Here is a 20,951-nt window from a genome sequence, read left to right on the forward strand (position 1 = left end):
GCGCCCTTTTTACGTTCCATTTGCGCCAGGATACTGTGCCTGGCTTTTTCACCGACCTCCCACTTGGTTCTGCCCAACCAGAGGGGCGACGGTGACAGCACCAAGATGGATGATTGTGACCAGATCATTCAGAAGACTGGTGTTTCTTCCCTCACCCTGCCGCGTTAATCGGCCTTAGCCTTTTCCAAAGCGGGCCGAATAGTTCCTTCGATGACGCGCTGGGTAATCGGCCCAGCAAAGCGCAGGATAATGGTTCCGTCGCCGTCGACCACATAGGTTTCCGGTACGCCGTAAACGCCCCAGTCCAGCGCCATGCGTCCCTGTTCATCCCGGCCGATACCCGTATAGGGATCACCAAGTTCGTTCAGGAATGCCTCGGCATTTTCCAGCTTGTCCTTATAATTGATACCGTAGACAGGAATGCCTTCATCCGACAGGGCCTGCAGGTTTGGGTGTTCTACCCGGCAGGGCGCGCACCAACTGGCCCAATAATTCACAAGCTTGATCTGTCCATCGCGCAACGTTGCGTCGTCAAATTGTGGCTTGCCTGCAAAATCTGTTAATACAACCGGTGGCGCGGTTTGGCCCTCACGGGCCGAGGGCAAAGCGTTTGGGTCATCACGGAACATGCCAATACCGGCAAGGACCGCAAAGGCGCCAAAGATCAGCGGGGGCGCAATCATCAGGGGCGAGATCTTAGCCATTGCGCTTTATCCTTTGTTCAACTTTTTCCAGCTCAGCCTGCGCCCTGCGGCCCCTCATCACGCTGACCAGAACCAGCGCCAGCAAAAGCCCGATGGAAACCACATAGGACCAGAGCACCGTATCGGCATATTTTCCAAGATCAGGGATCATCCGTTTGCCCTTTCCCGCGCCAGCAGAGTCTTGGTCCGACGCGTGCGAATTTCAGTACCCGTGCGGTAAAGTACCAAGGCGATGAACAACAACACGAACCCGACAATGCAGAGCAGCAGAGGATAGAAATAGATATTGCTGACCTTCTCTTCGGTATCCGCTCCAGTCACGGCACCAGCCCGCAGGACAGAAGCGCCCTGATGCAGCCCCTGATTCCAGAAATTCACCGCATAACGGCTGAGGATAGCAAAGACCGACCCCACCAGACACAGGATCGAGGTCAGATCGGCAGCCGTATCAGGGTCTTCGATCGCCTCCCACAAGGCGACATAGCCCAAATAGAAGAGGAACAGGATCAGGAATGAGGTCAGACGTGGATCCCAGGCCCACCAGGTGCCCCACATGGGCTGCCCCCAAATCGCCCCGGTTGCCAACGCAATCAATGTCATCACGATGCCCACAGGTGCGGCCGCGCGCGCAGCCAGCGCACTGACATGATGACGGCGAACCAGCCAAACCAGAGAGGTCGCCAGCATCATAAGCCAGCAGTTAATCGCCATCAGTGCGGCGGGCACATGCAGGTAAATGATCTTGACGGTCGATCCCTGCTTGTAATCATCGGGTGTGAAGAAAAATCCCCACACCAGACCAATGACGATGCAAACCAAAGCCGCGCCCCAGAAGAACGGCATCACCCGTTCACTGGTGGCAAGAAACTTGCGCGGATTGGCATATTCCCAGAGGGTATTGGCTTTGGCTGCGATAGACATGGGCCTTATCTAGTCCGAGTCGGGTTCATTCTCAATTGACATCCGTCAAAGTTACACTGTGTCACCGTAGGTTAATGCGCAACACGGCGGCGCTGGCAAAAGGTAACAGGGCAATCGTCGCCGCAGTGATCCCAGCCAGCATCAACAAGGGTGTCTGCGTTTCCATTCCGGTTGCGCCGCGGCGCGCGACTTCGGCCCCGAAGATCAATGTCGGTACATAAAGAGGCAGCACAAGAAGCGACAGCAGCAATCCGCCGCGTTTCAAGCCGACCGTAAGAGCGGCACCAAAAGTTCCGATGACGCTCATCGCGGGCGTGCCAATCAAAAGTGAGACGACAAGCCAGAAAAAGCCGGGCAAAGGCAAATTAAGCAGAACGCCCAGGAAGGGCGCAGCCAGAACCAGTGGCAAGCCCGTGGTCAGCCAATGCGCCAAAGACTTGATCGTTATGACCGCTTCTAACGGCAGGGGCGCGGTCGCCAATAGGTCGAGCGAGCCGTCCTCCCAATCCAGCGCAAGCAGCCGGTCAAGTGACAGAAGGCAGGCCAAAAGTGCCCCCAGCCATAGCACGCCAGGTGCAATCGTGGACAACAACGCGGATTGCGGGCCAACTGAAAAAGGCACCAGCACGGTGACGATAAGAAAAAACGCCAGGCCAAGGCCAAACCCTCCGCCCGCACGGAAGGCCAGTTTCAAATCACGTAAAAGCAGGGCGATCACAGGAAACCTCCGTCGAGATCATCGACAGGTTTCGGTTTAGCCTTGTAGGGCCCCACATCCAGGACCTCTCCGTCCAGACCAAGGTCGATATGGGTGGCAATCAAGGCAGACCCACCCTGCCCCAGATGCGCGCGCACCGCGTCAGCAAACATCTGCACTGCATTCTTATCCAGCGACACAGTGGGCTCATCCAACATCCAGATGGGTCGTTCGGTGACCAACATCCGCGCCAACCCCAATCGACGTTTCTGGCCTGCCGACAGATTGCCGGCATGGCGATCCGACAGCTCAGTCAAAGCAAACGCGTCCAAGGCCGGTTGAATGCTGTGACTGCCGAAGACCTGCGCCCAGAACGACAGGTTTTCCACCACGGTCAGAGTCGGCTTGAGTCCGTCGGAATGTGAGGCATAGGCGATCCGGTCCTCAGCCCCGTCGATCTGCCCCTCAAGCGGAGGCTGCAGGCCTGCCAGCGTTCGCAGCAGCGTCGTTTTACCGATCCCGTTCGGCCCGCGTAGGATAAGCGCCTTTCCGGGCTCCAGCGAAAAGCTGAGATTTTCCAGCACAGGAACGCCCCCTCGGGCGATCGACAGGTCGGTCACGGTCAATGTCATGAATCCCGCTTATCCTATTGCCGTCAGAGGCAAAAGGCGGGATTTGCCGCAGCATACCGACAGCAACGTATTTGGGTGGCATCTAAGCGCAAGGACAGAGGAAAAGAATCCTATCAGACCGGTAGCAGCGCCAGCGCAATACGGCGCCCTTCGGATAACAGGATATTGTATGTGCGGCACGCGGACGGAGAGTTCATGATCTCAACCCCGATCCCCGAATCTTCCAAGGCGGCGCGCAGATCAGAAGGAATATGGGCCAGCTCAGCGCCGGTTCCAATAAACAGCACATCGACCTGACCCGCCAATTTCAACAGACCATCCCTGTCGTCGTACCCGCCCCATTTCGCTGATCCTGCAGGGCCGGTCAGCACCGACCCGTCATAGACCTGACCACCGATGCGGAAAAACCCAGGACCATATCCGTCAACAGGGGCCGCATTGTCATAAGAGATTTCATTCATACGCATAGGAGGCATCTAGCCCCAAAGCGGTAGGCCCGACAAGGCTGCAAGCGCTATCGCCAGATACGCAGCGGCACGATAAAGCTTTTCCCGCTCGGGCCGGAACATCCAACCACCCAGCCAATTACCAGCCAGATTGGGGACCGCCAGAACCAGACCCAATATCACAGCAGGCAGCGTGATACGGTCCATGCCAGTCAGGTACCCGAGCAGCAGAAAATCAAAGGCGAACAGGTATAACAGGATCGTCGCACGGATCACGGCCACGGGCAGAGGTCGAGACATATAGAACAAGATAACGGCCGGTCCGGGCAGGCCCGCGACACCGCCCAAAAACCCACCAGCGCCTCCTATTCCCAAAACCATTTTGCGACTGACATGACCGTGATAGCGCAGACCGAACACCAGAATAGCCAGCATAACAAACGCCAACAGGCTAACGGTATAGCGAAATACATGTGGATCGACCGTGGTCAGCAACCACAGCCCCAATGGCAGAGCGAGTGCGCACCCTCCCACCAGACGGACCAGATCACCCCTGTCGACCTCGCGCCAGGCCCGGCGAAGGTTGGGCAGCGGGCCCAGTATATCCATGATTGTCAGGCAGGTCAGCGCCTTGAAAGGATCAAGGAATGGGGTTGCGATTGGCAGGAATATCAGGGCGGTCCCAAATCCGGAAAAGCCGCGCACTACACCGCCAAGAAAGGCAGCAAAAACTATGATGGCCAGCCCTGTGGGGGACTGGCCAAAATACTCAGGCATCGATGTTGGCAAACTGGTTGCCAGAAGTGTTTGATGGCTTGGACCAGTCGCGCTTGACGCCCAGCCACAACAGGATGGTTGAGGCCACAAAGACGGACGAATAGGTACCTACGATCACACCCCAAATCATAGCAAAGACAAACCCGCGGATCACATCCCCGCCCAGAACATAGAGCGAAATCAACGCCAGCAAGGTGGTGACAGAGGTCATGACTGTCCGGCTGAGCGTTTCGTTGATCGAAATGTTCAGAACCTCCTTTAGGTCCTTTTTCTTGTATTTCCGCAAGTTCTCGCGCACCCGGTCGAACACGACCACCGTATCATTCAACGAATAGCCCACGATGGTCAGCAGCGCAGCGATGATCGCCAGATCAAAGCGGATCTGCAGTTCGGAAAAGATGCCGATAGTCAGGATGACGTCATGCACCAGCGCAGCGACAGCCCCCAGCGCAAACTGCCATTCAAACCGCAGCCAGATGTAGACAAGCACCGCCCCAATGGCGAGCACCACCGCGATTACGGCGGTCTGGATAAGCTCTCCCGAGACTTTGGGTCCTACAGATTCGACGCTTTCGAAGGGCAGTTTCAACCCGGGGTCCGCTGCGGCAAGAGCTTCGCCAATTTGTTCAATCGTGGCCGCATTGACAGCCTCAGCATCATCCTGCGCCTGAATGCGGATCATCGCGACATGTTGATCTGGCCCGAAGCTCGGATCGAAAATCTCGGTGATCGTCACGTCGCCAAGTCCAAGCGGCGCAATAGCGTCACGATATGTGCCGACATCGATTTCCTGCGCGCTTTGGGTCCGAATGGTGGTCCCTCCACGGAAATCAATGCCGAAGTTCAGGCCCTGCAGCATGAAAGACGTAAACGCGACAATCATCATCAAGGCCGAGATACCCAGCCAGATCTTCCAGCGACTGAAGAAATCGAACGAGGTATTCTGGGGTACGAGTTTCAGTCTCATGTCAAACCTCGATCGTTTTCGGACGGCGGCGTTCGAACCAAATCACGATCATCAGGCGCGTCACGAAGATCGCGGTGAAGACCGAGGTCAGAATACCCAGACCCAAAGTGATTGCGAACCCGCGCACTGGCCCGCTGCCCATGGCAAACAGGATTACAGCGGTAATGAAGGTGGTCACGTTGGCGTCCAGAATGGCCGACAGCGCTTTTTCATAACCCAGCTCAATCGCGCGGGCAGGACCTTTGGCAGATTTCAGTTCCTCTCGGATACGCTCGAAGATCAGTACGTTGGCATCCACCGCCATACCTACCGTCAGAACGATCCCCGCGATCCCAGGCAGGGTCAACGTCGCCCCAATCAGGGAAAGCAGACCAAACAACAGGCCAACGTTGATGATCAGCGCAATATTGGCGAAGATACCAAACAGGCCATAGCTGAGCGCCATGAATGTCAGCACCGCGACAAAGGCCACGATGGTAGCCACCTTACCCGCGTCGATACTGTCCTGGCCCAGCTCGGGGCCGATGGTTCTTTCTTCCAGAAACTCCAGCCCGGCGGGCAGTGCCCCTGCGCGCAACAGGACAGCCAGATTTGTACTTTCCTCGACGGTGAAATTACCGGTGATGATACCAGACCCGCCGGGGATATGACTTTGGATCACCGGGGCTGAGATCACTTCGTCATCCAGAACGATGGCGAAGGGTGCCCCGATGTTTTCCAGCGTGTAATCACCAAATTTACGCGCGCCAGAGGTGTTAAAGCGGAAACTCACCGCCGGGCGGCCATTCTGGTCAAACGCGGGCTGCGCATCGACCAGTTCCTCGCCCGTTACAACCGGCGCGGCATCCAACGTGTAATAGACGCCATTTTCGTCAATCGACGGCACCACCTCTTCGCCAACGCCCGCTATCGCATCGGGGTCGGTTCCGCGCCCAACGACGGGGTTAAAGGTCAGTTGCGCGGTCGTGCCGATGATCTCTTTCAACTCTCCTGCGCTGCCGATACCTGGCACCTGGATCAGAATACGGTCGGTGCCTTGCCTTTGGATGGTCGGCTCGCGGGTGCCCACCTCGTCAATCCGGCGGCGAATGATTTCCAGCGATTGACGCACGGTGCGGTCGTCTGAGGCCAGCTTCTCGGCCTCAGAAAGTTGTACAATGATCGTATCACCTTCGGCGCGGGCCGAGATATCCGTGGCCCCTACACCGCTGAGGGTCTGCACCTGACGGGCCAGACCGCGGACAACCTCCAGCGCGCGGGACATGCCCTCGGGCTGACTGATGCGAAGGCGAATCTCATCAGGCGCCGCTTCCTGGCGACGGATGGTGCCCACAGTGGCACGTTCATCCCGCAGCGCATCCCGGATTTCCGGCCACATCGCATCCATGCGGGATTCGTAGACGTCACCCACCCGAACTTCGGCCAAAAGATGCGCGCCACCACGCAAATCCAGCCCTAGATTGACCAGCGACGACGGCAGCCAGTTCGGCCATTGCGCGGCCTCTGCCTGCATTTCAGGGGTGTCGACGCCAAGCTCGATCGCCGCCTTGGCGTCATTGGATTGTTCAACGCGCGTATAAAACGCATTCGGCAGGGCCATCAGCAAGCCAGTCACGCAGACAAGCCAGATCAGAACCCGCTTCCAGGTATCAATTTGCAGCATTACCCTGCCTTTTCAAGGGATTGTATCGCGAAGTTACTTCGCCGGCTCAGTCTTGTTCAGAACCTGCGAAATGGTCGATTTAACCACGCGGACTTTGACTCCCTCGGCGATTTCGACTTCGATCTCGTTGTCGCCTTCTTTGACCTTGGCCACTTTACCAATCAGCCCACCCTGGGTAACGACCTGATCGCCCCGGCGCACGGCCTCGACCATGGCTTGATGTTCCTTCATTTTCTTCTGCTGTGGACGGATCAGCAGGAAATACATGATCGCAAAAATCAGGATCAGCGGGAGAAACTGGGCGATTGCGCCACCTTCCATGGGATATTCCTTTTGGTTTGGTACTGCGAAAATGCTCCGCAAATTTGGCGAGAACCTATTCTTTGAAATGCCTGTTTGCAAGGACAGGAGGCGCTTGGAATTTATTCTTTAAAAAACATGGATAACTTTGCCGGTCTTTCTGCATTTCCAAGGATTAAGGGCGCCGGGTCAGTTACCCTCTATGAAGATGCTCCCGCTCGGATATAGTTGTAATGAGGGAGGTCCGATGACGCATTTTATTCAATCCTTTGGCATGTTTGTCCGGCTGATCGTGACGGCCTTGCTACTGGCCCTGCCAATCGCGGCATCAGCTCAGGATATCGTGGAAGACATCCGCGAGGATGATGAACAGTCCGAGACCTTCAAAGCACCGGTTATTGTCGACGGTGAGATGCTGTTTTTCTTGCGTGGGTCCAGCGCGCTACCGGCGTCGGAACGTGTCGAGCGGGTGCAGGAGGTCATCGTCGAAGTTGCCGAAGCCTCAACAAGCACAGAGGTCTCGATTACTTTTGAAGACACAGAGCTGGGGACCAGCATTCGGGCCGACGGCGTACAGGTCACCATCGTCACAGAGGCTGACGCCGCGCTGGATCAAATAAAGCTGGATGTTCTCAGCTATTTGCATGGCCAGGCCATCGAAGAGGCGATCATCGCCTACCGAGCCAACCGAACCGATCAGGCCCGCGTATCCGGCGCCATAGAAGCGGCGGGCTGGACCCTTGGTTTCGTTGTGTTCGTCGTGGTTATCTTGTGGCTGCATCGCAGTATCCGACGGCGGACCTTGAAGTTTGTTAAGCGCCACCTGAAAGATGTTGAGACCGCTACAGCCAAAAGCGTACAGGCCGAAGCGATTGCGGCACTGGTCCGTTACGGCCTGAACTTCATACTGCTGATCATCTTCTTTCTGGGCTTTTACTACTACCTGTCCTTTGTCCTACTTTCCTTTGCTGAAACCCGATATTTCGCTCAACTGCTGCTAACCTATCTGACAGAACCCGTTCTTCTGATCTTTAAGGGAATCATCAGCTATTTCCCGAACCTGATCATGCTGGGCCTGATCACATGGGTTACAATGTATATTATCAAGGGTATGCGTGTGTTCTTTGACGCGGTTGAGGCCGGAACTTTTGACCTTGGCGATTTCGAAAAGCACTGGGTGAACCCAACGTTCAATATCGCCCGCGTGGTTGTTATCCTGATCGCTCTGGTGTTTGCAGTGCCCTACATTCCGGGGTCGGACTCGGCCGCGTTTCAAGGTCTGACCCTTCTGGTGGGTGCCATGCTGTCGCTGGGCGCAAACTCGGTTGTGTCCAACATGCTGGCCGGTCTGTTCGTGATCTATCGCCGGTCAACCTCGATCGGGGATCGCATTCAGATCGGGGATCACATCGGCGACGTGGTTCAGATCAAGCTGATGGAGACGCATCTCAAATCCATCAAGAACGAGTTGATCTCTATTCCAAATGCCCAGTTGATGAACTCGGACGTGGTGAATTTCTCAAAAAGAACCGACGGCAGCGGGCTGTTGCTGCATACGACCGTGGGAATCGGGTATGAGGAACCATCCGAAAAAGTCGAGGCCATGCTGATCGAAGCGGCCAATCGCACCAAGGGCATCAAGGCCAAACCCGAGCCGTTTGTGTTGTGGACCGCGCTGGCAGACTACGCGATCAACTACCAGATCAATGGGTATTCGACCCGTGGCAGTATCATTCCCAAGATCCGCTCGGACCTGCATCGCAACATCGTGGCCGTGTTCAATGAAAACAATGTGCAGATCATGACGCCGTCTTACATGGCCGATCCGCCAAAACCAAAAATTCCGCTCGAAGACTGGGATGGCCATTTGGCGCATGAAACACACGACGATACGGATAAGTCGTAACCGGTGCTACACCCCGCCTTTCAGATGGTGCATAAGCGGCTGCAGTGATTCACGCATTTAAGGACCTGAACCATGCACGACATCCGCGCCATACGCGAAAACCCAGCCGCCTTCGACGCCGCCCTTGCGCGCCGTGGGGACGCGCCGGTGTCGTCGGACCTGTTGCGCCTGGACGAAAGCCGCCGCGCCAAGATATTGGCCGCAGAAACCGCTCAGGCGGAGCAAAACAAGGCGTCCAAAGAGGTTGGTGCGGCCAAGGGTCGTGGCGATGAGGTCGAGTTCGAGCGCCTGCGCGCGCTGGTCGCCGAGAAAAAGGCCGAGATCGCCCGGATGCAGACCGAGGCCAAGGATCTGGACGCCCTTCTGACCGATCAACTGATCCGCATCGCCAACCTGCCCGCCGAAGATGTGCCCGAAGGCGCGGATGAAAACGACAATGTCGAAGTCAACCGCTGGGGCACTCCGCCCACGCTGGATTTTGCGCCCAAAGAGCATTTTGAGATCGAAGCCGTCCAGACCGGTATGGATTTTGAGACTGCCGCGAAACTGTCCGGTTCGCGTTTTGTGCTGCTGTCCGGTGGCGTAGCCCGCATTCACCGCGCATTGGCGCAGTTCATGCTGGACACACATATCAACGAAAACGAACTGACCGAGGTCAACGGCCCGGTTCTGGTTCTGTCCGAAATGATGCAGGGCACCGGGCAACTGCCGAAGTTTGGCGAAGACAGCTATCAGACCCGTGAAGGCTGGTGGCTGATCCCAACCTCCGAAGTGTCGCTGACCAATATCGTCAATGAAACGCTGATCGACGAAAGCTATCTGCCTCGCCGCTATACCGCGCATTCCCTGTGCTTCCGGTCCGAGGCTGGCAGCGCTGGCAGAGACACCCGTGGGATGCTGCGCCAGCACCAGTTCGAAAAGGTCGAGATGGTCTCAATCACCCATCCGGACAAATCGGATAAGGAACAAAAGCGCATGTTACGCTGCGCCGAAGGTATTCTAGAAAAATTGGGCATACCCTATCGCACCGTGATCCTGTGTACGGGCGACATGGGCTTTGGCGCGCGCCGTACCTATGACATCGAGGCATGGTTGCCCGGACAGGATACCTATCGCGAGATCAGCTCGGTCTCGACTTGTGGTGATTTTCAGGCCCGCCGCATGAACGCGCGGTTCCGCCCCGAAGCGGGTGGCAAACCGGAATACGTCCATACACTGAACGGCTCCGGCCTGGCTGTCGGTCGTTGCTTGATCGCCGTGCTGGAAAATGGTCAGAACGCCGATGGTACTGTGACCTTGCCCAAGGTTCTGGCCCCCTATCTTGGCGGTAAACTGACCTTACAGCGGGACGGCACGCTGGCATAAGAAAACCGGCGCTAACCAACTGCGCCGGTCCTGAGAAAATCAAAAGGCGGAGGAGGTCTACTTCTTCGTCTTTTTCTTATCTTTTTTCTTACTCTTCTTCTTGCCCACTTTCTCTTTGGCGTCCTGTTTTTTTTGATCTTTTTTCTTGTCGTCCTTTTTGGACTTTTTATCCTTTTTGGCTTTGGCTTTCACCTTGTCCTTTGCCTTTGAGAATGCGGCCTCCATTTCCAGCAGCTTTTTGGCAGCTTTCTCAGCCTTGGCTTTTGCCTTGGCCTTTTTTCGCGCTTTGGCTTCAGCAGCGGCTTTCTCTTCAGCAGCCTTCTGGGCGGTTTCCTCAGCCCGCTTCCGGGAGGCAGCAGTAACGCCCTTCCGAGCAGCTGGGCGCTTGGTTGCTGCGCGCGCAGTCGTGGTTTTGGCTGAAACGGCTGCTTTCGCCGCCGCAATAAGAACCGGTGCCCGTGCCACACCAATGCGGGGAACTTTGACGAGCTCTGCGGGTTTCGCGCTCGCAAGGTCTTCTGCGGTCTTGAAGCCATTGGCAATCAACGCTTGCCCAAGCGCCTCGCCTACACCCTTTACATCGGTCACTGCGGTCATCAGAGTTCCTTTCCTTCTCACATCGGGCCGGAATACCGGCTAGCTGCTACGGGCCAGCCCCCGGGATTGATCCTTAGGAGGGAAAGGTACAAGCCGTTTGTTGTCCTCATCCCAAAGTTTCAGATTCAAAGCCGCTACCGCCTCGGGGAATTTGATCCGGCGCGGCGTATACTCGGACGGGAGGTTATAGTGGCATTCCCGCAGCCGGTAAGAGGGGATGCGCGCGTTGAAGTGGTGTATATCGTGCAATGTGATGCAGGCCACCGCATTATCAAACCACCAGCCGAAATCCAGCGCCGACGACCCCTGCAGCGCGGCCAATTTCGGATCCAGATCTGGGCGACGGTCCCAGTATGTGTCTTCGAAATTATGCTGAAGATAGACTAGGAAAACTCCCAACATCCCGCCAAGGAAGGAAAAGGCCACCCAAACCAAAATACCGGTCGCACCGGCGATCAGATACAGCAGGCCCAGGAAAATCAGGATCGACAGGTTGTGCAGCAGCACGCCTTTGACGCCGAACCGCACCGTATTCTTGGGCCAGCGGTAGCGAATGAAATAAGTAAACAATGCTCCGACCGGTACCAGCACAAACGGGTTGCGGTATAGGCGATAATACAGCCGCGACCACCAGTTCGCCGCATTCCATTCCCTCACGGTCATGGTATGAATTTCGCCGGTCTCACGATGTTCCAGATTGCCGATGCCGGAGTGATGCAGGTTGTGGTTTTGCTTCATCACTTCGAATGGAGCGAAAGTGAACGGGGACAGCCCATGCCCTGCCCATTCATTCTGTGCACGCGTTTCAAATAGCGAATGATGGCCGCAATCGTGCTGCAGCACGTAAAGGCGAACAGCGGAAAACGCGAAAACCACCCCGGCAGGCATCATAACATACCAGCGGTCCACATAGATGATGGCTAATGCCAACGATGAGAAATAAACCGCGAAAGTCCCAAAGTAGCTGATCGCGGCCAATCCATTGTCCTGAACCGCGTATTGACGTGTGTATTCTCTCAAATCCATTCCGTCGGCTCCCCACAATGGCCCGTTGCAATGTGATTCTAAAAATGGGTGCGGTCTTCCCGCAAACAAACGACACGCTTGGAAACAAAAGCGCGCCAGCGAATGCTAGCGCGCCATCAAAGGGCTGTCACGCCCCGAGATGAAAAATGCAACAGATTGGCGCAGTTACGCGCGTCCCTTCAAATGTTTGGCCAAGGCACCTGCGTTTTTCTTACGCCGTCCCTTATAAGGGTTCTTGTCTCCCTGCCCGCGCAAGGTCAGTCGGATGGGGGTCCCGGGCATATCGAAACTCTCACGCAGGCCGTTGACCAGATAACGGTTATAGCTTTCAGGCATCTTGTCGGGGTGCGAACACATAACCACGAATCCAGGGGGGCGGGTTTTGGCCTGTGTCATATACCGCAGCTTGATCCGGCGACCCTGCGGCGCTGGCGGCGGGTGCTGTTCCAGCATTGCGATCAACCAACGGTTCAAAGCAGCAGTCGGCACACGCCGGTTCCAGATATCATGGGCGCGTAGGATAGCAGCACGCAGGCGCTCAAGCCCCCGCCCTGTTTTGGCGGAAACCGTGACCAGTGGAGCGCCGCGCAACTGCGGCAGAAGACGTTCGAACGATTCTTTCAGATCGCGCAGTTTTTCCTGCTTGTCCTCTTCGATATCCCATTTGTTAATGGCGACAACGACGGCTCGGCCCTCGCGTTCGGCCAGATCCGCGATGCGCAGATCCTGCTGTTCAAACGGAATCGCCGCATCCAGCAACACCACCACAACCTCGGCAAATTTTACTGCACGCAAACCATCCGATACAGAAAGCTTCTCAAGTTTTTCCTGTACCTTGGCTTTTTTGCGCATCCCCGCCGTATCGAAGATCCGCATCGGCGTGCTTTCACCCTCGGGGTCGGCCCAGTCGATCCGCAGGCTGATTGCATCGCGTGTGATCCCGGCCTCGGGTCCGGTCAACAAGCGATCTTCGCCAACGATCTTGTTGATCAGGGTGGATTTTCCAGCATTCGGGCGACCAACAACGGCAACTTGCAACGGCTTGGCGTCGGTGATCAACGGGGTTACGGCTTCGCCGTCTTCATCAAGCTCGATATCAGTCACGGGCGCTTCTTCGATCGCTTTTTCCGCAGCAGCATCCGCCAGAGGCATCAGATGTGCGTAAAGATCGGTCATCCCTTCGCCATGTTCACCCGACAGGCGGACCGGCTCGCCCAGACCCAGATTATAAGCTTCGAGCACACCGGCATCAGCCGCCGAACCTTCGGCTTTGTTGGCAGCAAGGATCACGTGTTTCGATCGTTTGCGCAGAATCTCGGCAAACATCTCATCTGTGGGCGTCAACCCCACACGCGCGTCGATCATGAACAGGCACACATCAGCCATGTCCACGGCGCGCTCGGTCAGGCGTCGCATCCGGCCTTCAAGGCTGTCGTCTGTCGCATCCTCAAGACCCGCCGTATCAATAACGGTAAAGCGCAGATCGCCCAGACGCGCTTCGCCTTCGCGCAAATCGCGCGTAACACCTGGCTGGTCGTCGACCAATGCCAGTCGTTTGCCGACGAGGCGGTTGAACAAAGTGGATTTGCCCACATTGGGGCGCCCCACGATAGCGAGGGTCAGGGACATGATACTCAACTTTCAAGACTCAGACGCGCCCTTTAGCGCATCTTGTCGTCAACGGAAAGCGTGCAGTTCACCTTTGGTCGAAACGACGTACAAGGTTTGCCCGGCAACAACTGGCGCCGTAGTGGCACCGCCGGGAACCTCGACGCGGTGAACCAGCGTGCCGTCGAGCGGGTTATAGAACCTTAGATAACCATCGTTCGATGCAACAACGATACGCCCACCAGCCATGATCGGCCCGTAATGCGCATAGATTGCGCCACGCCGACCGGGCTTGTCCTTGACGAATCCAGGCAAGTCCTGCGCCCACACAATCGAGCCATCCGAGGCATCCAGACGCACCAACTGACTGCGATCACTAATCAGGAAGATGCTGTTTCCAGCCGGCCAAACCGTATCAACGGCGCCTTCATCCGCGGTCCACCTCCGCTCACCCGAAGTGGAATCGAATGCCACGGTGCGGCCTGAATGGTTGCCGATATAGATGGTATCGCCGACCACCATCGGGCCGCCTGTTACGTCAACGATCTGCGCTGCGGCGCGCCCTCGACGCCCACCAGCAACCGACGCGTTCCAGCGGCGAATTCCACCTCTGCGGAACGTTGCAGCTATATCGCCCGAGCCAAATGCAAACACCGAGAAATCCGAGGCAATCACCGGCGCAGGCGCGCCCAACACATTGCCAACACTTGGGGTGCCCTGAACCTGCCAGAGGATGCGCCCATCTTTTGTATCAATCGTCCATCCGATTTCATCTCCGGCGACAAGATACAGCAGGCCATCATTGATCAGAGGTGAGCCGCTGCCCGTAGCATTCAGGCGCTTTTGCCAACGAATGGCACCGGTTTTGCCATCCAGAGCGGTCAGGCGACCAAAACCAGAAGACACATAAAGAACGCCATTAGCATAGGCCAATCCACCGCCGGTTGCATCTGAATCTCCGTCGGTGCCAGGGATTAGATCTGTACTCCAGGCAACCTGCCCCTGCGGTGAGACCGCTGAAACGGTCGCTCCGGAATCCAGCGTGTAGACCAAACCACCTGCAACGACCGGCTCGGCCGTGATGCGCTGCTTGCGCGAATCTCCATCACCGATCGACGTTGACCACAGTTTCTGTGGAGTATTACGCAAAGAGGCATTTGTCGTCCGATACGCAGCGGTTCCCGGGCTTTGTGACCAGTTGGCATTGGCCGTCTGGGCAGGAAGGCTGATCGGCTTGGCTCCCTGGGTCTCAACCGTTTCATTGTCGGATGTTGGTCGGATGTCCTCACGAGCTCCGGGCAAGATGACCTCGGGCTCCTGACAAGCCGCCAGCAATGTCAGGGAAACAACCGCGACCGGCAACCCAATACGGGGGAAGAGACTAATCACCATGATACTCCGAACTTGCCTGTCATTTATTTTCTACCGGTTCAGCTTTGCCGTGCGACCAGCGGTTCCGGTTCACCACCCAGCGCAACAATCAACTGTGTTGCGCGTTGCTGCAGATCTACGCCGATTTCAGCGTCCTGCCGCATTGCCTGCAAACGGGAAATGGCGGCATCGACTTGACCTTCGGACACTTCGATCAGTGCCAGTTGCTCCTCTGCCAGCAACCGCAATGGGGCTCCCGGCACGGCCAGCGCTTCGAATTGCTGACGCCGGTCTGCTACCGGCATTGTCTCGCTTTGCAGCAGCAAAGCCTTGAAGGTCGCGATGGCCCGGTAAATTTCAGGCAGATCACCCTGAACCGCAATGGCGTTCAGACTCTCAACAGCGCCCTGCCCGGACTCGATTTCGGTCTGCGAGGCAGAAAGCAGCATCTTTACAATCGCATCTCCACCGGGTGTTGGTGCAGGTACCAAGGCAAGATCATCGGCACGATCGGCGGACTCATTCTGTGCCATAGCGGCCAGAATCGCATCTCCCAGATCCTGTGCCTGACTGGTTGCGCGCGCCTTGCGTAGTTCGTTGAACGCGGCACCACCAACGATCAGAACAACCGCCACTACGCCAACCCAACCCCAACGGCGCAAAAGCAAGAACAGACGGTCGCGGCGCACCTCTTCGGTCACCTCATCAATGAAACTGTCGACGTCGCTCATCCCTGCTCCCCGGGCTTGTGTTCTGTGATATTGGGCAATGTCATACCCCGCTGCCATTGCCAAGCCAAGGGTCCGATTTCATACAATTCCCCCACCTGCGGATACCCTTGCAGAAAAAAGTGAACCGAACTATTCAGTTTAGTGTGGAAAAGATGAGGCCCCGCCCCCATTTCTAAGCATGCGCGCCGAGGGACAGTCGGCAAAGAATTCTGGGAGAGACCCTGTATGCGTTTGATTTCATTCGTAAACGCCTTTTTGGTGATTGTTGCCTTATTCTATTTGGTATTCGAAAGGGATGCATTATTAGCATTCGCCGGCCGCGATGATTCAAACCCGGGCACTACGTCCGAGGCAGAATCTTCTGAAATTCCCGCAGAGGATCGGCACGTAATCCGTGTAGTTGCACAGCGCTCTGTCGCCCGCGAAGTAGACAGTGCAGTGACTCTGCGTGGACAAACCAGAGCAAACCGCGAGGTAGAAGTTCTGGCCGAAACGACGTCAACTGTCGTATCAGAACCCAAGCGCAAGGGCAGTTTTGTCGAAGCCGGTGATTTGTTATGTGAGCTGGATCCAGGCACCCGTCCGGCAAGCCTGGCCGAAGCAACAGCCGCCAAGCTTGAAGCCAAAAGCCGGGTGCCCGAAGCCGAAGCGCGTCTGCTGGAGGCACATGCGCGCGTAGCCGAAGCCGAAATCAACTTGAAAGCCGCACGAAAGCTATCAGAGACCGGTTTTGGGTCGGAAACCCGCAGGATTTCCAGCGAGGCAGAAATGAGTACAGCCCAGGCTGGTATCAAAAGCGCCGAAGCCGGGCTGGAAGCAACACGCGCCGGTATCGAAGCGGCATCAGCCGAAGTCGAGGCCGCCGAACGTGAAATCGAACGCCAGACGATCGAAGCTCCATTCAAGGGTCTGTTAGAAAGTGACACAGCTGAGCTTGGAAGCCTTATGCAACCAGGGTCGCTGTGTGCGACTGTGATCCAGTTGGACCCAATCAAGTTGGTCGGGTTTGTTCCCGAGGCAGATGTGAACCGGATCATCGTAGGGTCCGAGGCTTCGGCCCAGCTGATCTCGGGGCTTCAGGTCTCTGGGCGGGTCACCTTCCTTAGCCGGTCGGCCGATGAGACCACCCGGACCTTTGAGGTCGAGATTACCGTTCCTAACCCCGACCTGACAATTCGGGACGGTCAGACTGCGGACATCCGAATCTCGGCTGAAGGGACCAAGGCACATCTGCTGCCTCAGTCCGCACTTACGCTGAATAACGATGGCAAAGTTGGTGTACGGACCGTTGGAAATGGGAACATTGTGGATTTCCTTCCGGTCACTTTGTTGCGCGACACCTCCGAAGGTGTCTGGGTCGACGGGTTGCCGGAAACGGCGGACATCATCATTGTCGGGCAAGAATTCGTGACTCGCGGCGTGATGGTTGAACCAACTTATCGGGATGCAGTGCAATGACCGGAATAGTAAGCTGGGCCGCTGGCCGAGCCCGAATGGTTCTGGCATTTATCGCGATTTCCTTGATCATAGGTGGATACGCCTATGTTGGCCTGCCGAAAGAAGGTGAGCCGGATATCGAAATCCCTGCGCTTTTCGTCTCGGTTCAGTTCCCCGGCATTTCCGCTGAAGACTCGGAAAACCTGCTGGTCAAGCCGATGGAAACCGAGCTGGCTGATCTGGACGGTCTCAAAGAAATGACGTCGACGGCTGCCGAAGGCTATGCCGGTGTCGCGCTGGAATTCGATTTTGGATGGGACAAGACGGCGATCATGGCCGATGTCCGCGACGCCATGAACAGTGCCCAGGCCGATTTTCCTGAAGGGGCTGAGCAATATACCCTGACCGAGATCAACTTTTCTGAATTCCCGATTGTGATTGTCAATCTGACCGGGGCTGTTCCTGAAAGAACAATGGCCCGTGTCGCCAAAGATTTGCAGGATGATCTGGAAGCATTGGATTCCGTGCTTGAGGCAGGGATAGCCGGCAATCGAGACGAATTGCTAGAAGTGATCATCGACCCGCTGCGGCTGGAAGCGTATAACGTTACCGCCGCCGAGCTGATCAATGTTGTTCAGAACAACAACCAGCTGATCGCCGCTGGTGAGGTAGAAACCGATCAAGGCACCTTCTCGGTCAAGATCCCTTCGTCTTTCAAGACCGCCCAGGACGTGTATGACCTACCCGTCAAGGTCAATGGCGACCGCGTCGTGACCATGGGCGAGCTGGCGCAAATCAACTATACTTTCGAAGATCGCGAAGGCACCGCCCGCTTCAACGGCGAGGCCACCGTGGCACTGCAGGTCGTCAAACGCAAAGGCTATAACCTGATCGACACGGTCGACGAGGTCAAAGCCTCTATCGCAGCGGCCCAATCCAAATGGCCAGCCGAGATGCAGGCGGCGATCAAACTGGGCACCTCGAACGACCAGAGCCGGATCGTAGGGTCGATGGTCAGCCAGCTTGAGGGTTCGGTTCTTACCGCTATTGCGCTGGTTATGATTGTCATTCTGGCCTCGCTTGGGACCCGTGCCGCCCTGCTGGTGGGTTTTGCGATTCCAACCTCATTCCTGCTGTGCTTTGCATTCCTTGCGGTGATGGGGGTCAGCATTTCGAACATCGTCATGTTCGGTTTGATTCTTGCGGTCGGAATGCTGGTCGACGGGGCCATCGTGGTGGTTGAATATGCCGACAAGCGGATCAACGAGGGCGTGGGTCCCATGCATGCCTATGTCGAAGCCGCACAACGGATGTTCTGGCCGATCGTATCCTCCACAGCTACGACATTATGCGCCTTCTTGCCTATGCTCTTTTGGCCCGGCGTTCCGGGCGAATTCATGGGGATGCTGCCAGTTACGCTGATATTTGTTCTGTCGGCGTCGTTAATCGTTGCACTGATCTACCTGCCCGTGATGGGCGGCGTTTCCGGCCGCCTGAGCCGCGTGTTTGACCGGTCGTCGAACTGGCTGAGGGCGCGAACAGCCTGGTGGATTCGGGCAGCGATGGTTCCCCCGTCGTTATACCTGATCTTCCTGGGGGCGATGCAGACACTGAACCCGAATTACCTGGTCGATTCAGGTAGTTCGGTTCTTGGTATGATCCTGTTCATGCTAGGTGCGTTTGCCGGGTCGGTCACCCTGAGCGCGGCAAAAATCGAACGCGCCCCGGTTGAGCATGTGCAGACCAGCCGCGAACACACACGCTTTGGGCATGTGGTGAAATTCCTTGTGGGCAACCCGATCATGCCGATTGTATCAATTGTGGTGATTGGCCTTGCTGTAGCTTCAGTCATGACCGCATTTGGGAAAAACAACCGCGGTGTTGAATTCTTCGTTGAAAGCGAACCAGAGCAGGCCACGGCCTATGTCCGTGCGCGCGGCAATATCTCTTTGGCCGAAAAGGACCAGATGGTACTCGCCGCAGAAGAGATTATCAGTGCGCACCCGGCTGTTATCAACGTCTTTGCATTCGCTGGTGAAGGTGGTTTGGACACCGGTGGACCTGGTGGCCAATCCCCGGCGGATACCGTTGGTCAGGTTCAGTTCGAAATCATCCCTTGGGAAGACAGACCGAACGTCTCGGAACCGATTTTCGGAGGATTGTTGGACCGGCACACAGTGGCGCCAGACTATGACGGCGACTATGTTCTGGAAGAGTTGAACAGGGAGCTTGCGCAGCTACCGGGGATCATCGTTGAGACCTTGCCGCTTGAGCAAGGGCCAGGCTCTTCCAAACCTGTCCATCTGCGGATCAAGGCCGATGGCTGGCAAGAGCTGACATCAGCCACTTTGGCCGCACGTGAGGCATTCGACGCCACCCCGGGCCTTATTAAGATCGAGGACACGCTGCCCCTGCCCGGTATCGATTGGCAGATAGACGTTGATGTCGCCAAAGCAGGCCGGTTTGGCGCAGACGTAGCCACCGTCGGTGCGATGGTACAGCTTGTTACGCGTGGCCTTTTGCTGGGCGAAATGCGCCCGGACAACGTGGATGATGAAATCGAAATCCGTGTTCGCCTGCCTGATCAGGATCGTGTCTTGTCAACGCTTGACACGCTCAAGGTCCGCACGGTCGATGGTTTGGTGCCACTGTCCAACTTTGTCTCGCGCAAACCAGTCGCCAAACTGGCCGAAATCAACCGTGTCGATCAAGAACGTTATTTTGACGTGAAAGCGGATGTTGAGCCCGGCCTGAGCAATGTTGTGGTCACAGGACCGGATGGGGCCGATCAAAGATTGGCAGTGGTGCGTGAACTCGCAGAGGATGAAAGCCCCACAGCTACCGCATTGGCATTTCCCGATGGGACTCAGTTCGAACTGATAATGCTGACCGAGGCAGAAAGCACCGATGATTTGCGCACGCTGATCGAATCCGGTGACGCGCGCACCAGTCTGATTAACCCGAACGAACGGATTGTTGTGTTGACTGAATGGCTGGAAACCGATCCTTTTGGCAGTTCCGTCAGCTGGACATGGACAGGTGATCAGGAGGATCAGGCCGAATCCGGGGCGTTTCTTGTGAATGCCTTTATGGGCGCGTTGGGGCTGATGTTCGTTATTCTGCTCGCGCAGTTCAACTCGTTCTACAATTCGATCCTGGTTCTGCTGGCCGTGGTACTGTCCACAACAGGTGTTCTGATCGGTATGATGGTGATGCAACAGCCCTTCTCGATCATCATGACAGGAACGGGTATTGTGGCACTGGCGGGGATCGTGGTGAACAACAACATTGTTCTGATCGACACCTATCAGGAATATAGCCAGTACATGCCAAGGATCGAGGCGATCATACGCACCGCCGAGGCACGCATTCGTCCGGTTCTGTTGACCACACTCACCACGATGGCTGGCCTTACCCCGATGATGTTCGGGCTGTCGCTGGACTTTATCAACGGCGGGTATTCGATCAACAGCCCCACAGCGCTGTGGTGGAAACAGCTGGCAACCGCAGTTGTCTTTGGCCTTGGTATCGCGACGGTACTGACGCTGATCGTGACGCCTTCGCTTTTGGCTATGCGGGTCTGGGTGACAACCTATGCCATCTGGTTGGGTAAGATTTTGGCCCGCGCTACAGCAGGAAAATCCAGCCAGGTGGCGCTGGATATGGCCATCGGTAAAGCCGCGATGAATGCTCAGGCAACCGAAATGGTGTGGGATGATGAGCTGCGTACCGACGATGCGAGCGCTGACAGTTCCGGGAAAGAACCGACCGGTTCACCGCTGAAAGCAGCCGAATAAAAAGCA

At 56.4% G+C, this 20,951-nt stretch carries 19 protein-coding genes; 4 read left to right on the plus strand and 15 right to left on the minus strand.

Annotated features, from left to right (window positions below; translation table 11 throughout):
* Window positions 1–164 precede the first annotated feature (164 nt).
* The 10 genes from AC2FH2_RS03975 to yajC form a co-directional block, all read right to left on the minus strand.
* Complete coding sequence (locus tag AC2FH2_RS03975; protein WP_142633094.1) at window positions 165–704, minus strand: DsbE family thiol:disulfide interchange protein; 540 nt, start codon at window positions 702–704, stop codon at window positions 165–167.
* Entirely contained in the window at window positions 697–855 is a 159-nt protein-coding gene (gene ccmD, locus AC2FH2_RS03980) for a heme exporter protein CcmD (RefSeq protein ID WP_281971899.1), read from the minus strand. Before ccmD ends, AC2FH2_RS03975 begins: the two co-directional genes overlap by 8 nt.
* On the minus strand, window positions 852–1,625 hold the full coding sequence (locus tag AC2FH2_RS03985) for a heme ABC transporter permease (RefSeq protein WP_142633092.1): 774 nt from the start codon (window positions 1,623–1,625) through the stop codon (window positions 852–854). Before AC2FH2_RS03985 ends, ccmD begins: the two co-directional genes overlap by 4 nt.
* A 61-nt stretch (window positions 1,626–1,686) precedes the next feature.
* Window positions 1,687–2,343, minus strand: a complete 657-nt coding sequence (gene ccmB, locus AC2FH2_RS03990; protein ID WP_142633090.1) for a heme exporter protein CcmB — start codon at window positions 2,341–2,343, stop codon at window positions 1,687–1,689.
* Window positions 2,340–2,954, minus strand: a complete 615-nt coding sequence (gene ccmA / locus AC2FH2_RS03995) for a heme ABC exporter ATP-binding protein CcmA (protein WP_142633088.1) — start codon at window positions 2,952–2,954, stop codon at window positions 2,340–2,342. The genes ccmB and ccmA overlap by 4 nt, the downstream gene beginning before the upstream one ends.
* Before the next feature lie 113 nt (window positions 2,955–3,067).
* Window positions 3,068–3,421, minus strand: coding sequence for an Mth938-like domain-containing protein (locus AC2FH2_RS04000; RefSeq protein ID WP_142635082.1), 354 nt, complete (start codon window positions 3,419–3,421; stop codon window positions 3,068–3,070).
* Between the two features lie 9 nt (window positions 3,422–3,430).
* On the minus strand, window positions 3,431–4,177 hold the full coding sequence (locus AC2FH2_RS04005; RefSeq protein ID WP_496822928.1) for a TSUP family transporter: 747 nt from the start codon (window positions 4,175–4,177) through the stop codon (window positions 3,431–3,433).
* Window positions 4,170–5,144 carry a protein translocase subunit SecF gene (secF, locus tag AC2FH2_RS04010; protein WP_142633084.1) on the minus strand — a complete coding sequence of 325 codons (975 nt, stop codon included), beginning with the start codon at window positions 5,142–5,144 and terminating at the stop codon, window positions 4,170–4,172. Before secF ends, AC2FH2_RS04005 begins: the two co-directional genes overlap by 8 nt.
* Window position 5,145: 1 nt before the next feature.
* On the minus strand, window positions 5,146–6,807 hold the full coding sequence (gene secD, locus AC2FH2_RS04015) for a protein translocase subunit SecD (RefSeq protein WP_496822930.1): 1,662 nt from the start codon (window positions 6,805–6,807) through the stop codon (window positions 5,146–5,148).
* Window positions 6,808–6,840: 33 nt separating this feature from the next.
* Window positions 6,841–7,128: a preprotein translocase subunit YajC gene (gene yajC, locus AC2FH2_RS04020; protein ID WP_142633080.1), complete on the minus strand. Its 288-nt coding sequence runs from the start codon at window positions 7,126–7,128 to the stop codon at window positions 6,841–6,843.
* Window positions 7,129–7,354: 226 nt separating this feature from the next.
* Here yajC and AC2FH2_RS04025 point away from each other — a divergent pair, with 226 nt between their 5' ends.
* Together AC2FH2_RS04025 and serS are read left to right on the plus strand one after the other, a co-directional pair.
* Window positions 7,355–9,013, plus strand: coding sequence for a mechanosensitive ion channel family protein (locus AC2FH2_RS04025; RefSeq protein ID WP_496693381.1), 1,659 nt, complete (start codon window positions 7,355–7,357; stop codon window positions 9,011–9,013).
* 72 nt (window positions 9,014–9,085) lie between these two features.
* On the plus strand, window positions 9,086–10,378 hold the full coding sequence (gene serS, locus AC2FH2_RS04030) for a serine--tRNA ligase (RefSeq protein ID WP_496822932.1): 1,293 nt from the start codon (window positions 9,086–9,088) through the stop codon (window positions 10,376–10,378).
* A gap of 57 nt (window positions 10,379–10,435) precedes the next feature.
* On the opposite strand, the gene AC2FH2_RS04035 is transcribed toward serS, so the two are convergent.
* The 5 genes from AC2FH2_RS04035 to AC2FH2_RS04055 all read right to left on the minus strand — a co-directional run bounded on the left by AC2FH2_RS04035 (window position 10,436) and on the right by AC2FH2_RS04055 (window position 15,711).
* Window positions 10,436–10,975: a helix-hairpin-helix domain-containing protein gene (locus AC2FH2_RS04035; protein ID WP_496688494.1), complete on the minus strand. Its 540-nt coding sequence runs from the start codon at window positions 10,973–10,975 to the stop codon at window positions 10,436–10,438.
* A 39-nt stretch (window positions 10,976–11,014) separates the two neighbouring features.
* The gene (locus AC2FH2_RS04040; protein WP_496822934.1) at window positions 11,015–12,001 is read right to left on the minus strand and encodes a fatty acid desaturase; all 987 of its coding nucleotides are present in this window, start codon (window positions 11,999–12,001) and stop codon (window positions 11,015–11,017) included.
* A gap of 165 nt (window positions 12,002–12,166) precedes the next feature.
* Window positions 12,167–13,630, minus strand: coding sequence for a ribosome biogenesis GTPase Der (gene der, locus AC2FH2_RS04045; protein ID WP_142633070.1), 1,464 nt, complete (start codon window positions 13,628–13,630; stop codon window positions 12,167–12,169).
* A 48-nt stretch (window positions 13,631–13,678) separates the two neighbouring features.
* Window positions 13,679–15,001 (minus strand): PQQ-like beta-propeller repeat protein, encoded by a 1,323-nt coding sequence (locus AC2FH2_RS04050; protein ID WP_142633068.1) that lies wholly within the window; start codon window positions 14,999–15,001, stop codon window positions 13,679–13,681.
* 38 nt (window positions 15,002–15,039) lie between these two features.
* On the minus strand, window positions 15,040–15,711 hold the full coding sequence (locus AC2FH2_RS04055; RefSeq protein ID WP_142633066.1) for a hypothetical protein: 672 nt from the start codon (window positions 15,709–15,711) through the stop codon (window positions 15,040–15,042).
* A gap of 225 nt (window positions 15,712–15,936) precedes the next feature.
* Between AC2FH2_RS04055 and AC2FH2_RS04060 the strand changes: the two genes are divergently transcribed.
* Both AC2FH2_RS04060 and AC2FH2_RS04065 read left to right on the plus strand, forming a co-directional pair.
* Window positions 15,937–17,169, plus strand: a complete 1,233-nt coding sequence (locus AC2FH2_RS04060) for an efflux RND transporter periplasmic adaptor subunit (RefSeq protein ID WP_496708580.1) — start codon at window positions 15,937–15,939, stop codon at window positions 17,167–17,169.
* The gene (locus AC2FH2_RS04065) at window positions 17,166–20,945 is read left to right on the plus strand and encodes an efflux RND transporter permease subunit (protein ID WP_496822937.1); all 3,780 of its coding nucleotides are present in this window, start codon (window positions 17,166–17,168) and stop codon (window positions 20,943–20,945) included. The genes AC2FH2_RS04060 and AC2FH2_RS04065 overlap by 4 nt, the downstream gene beginning before the upstream one ends.
* Window positions 20,946–20,951 lie beyond the last annotated feature (6 nt).

It is taken from the genome of Ruegeria sp. YTSA105 (genome assembly GCF_059610225.1).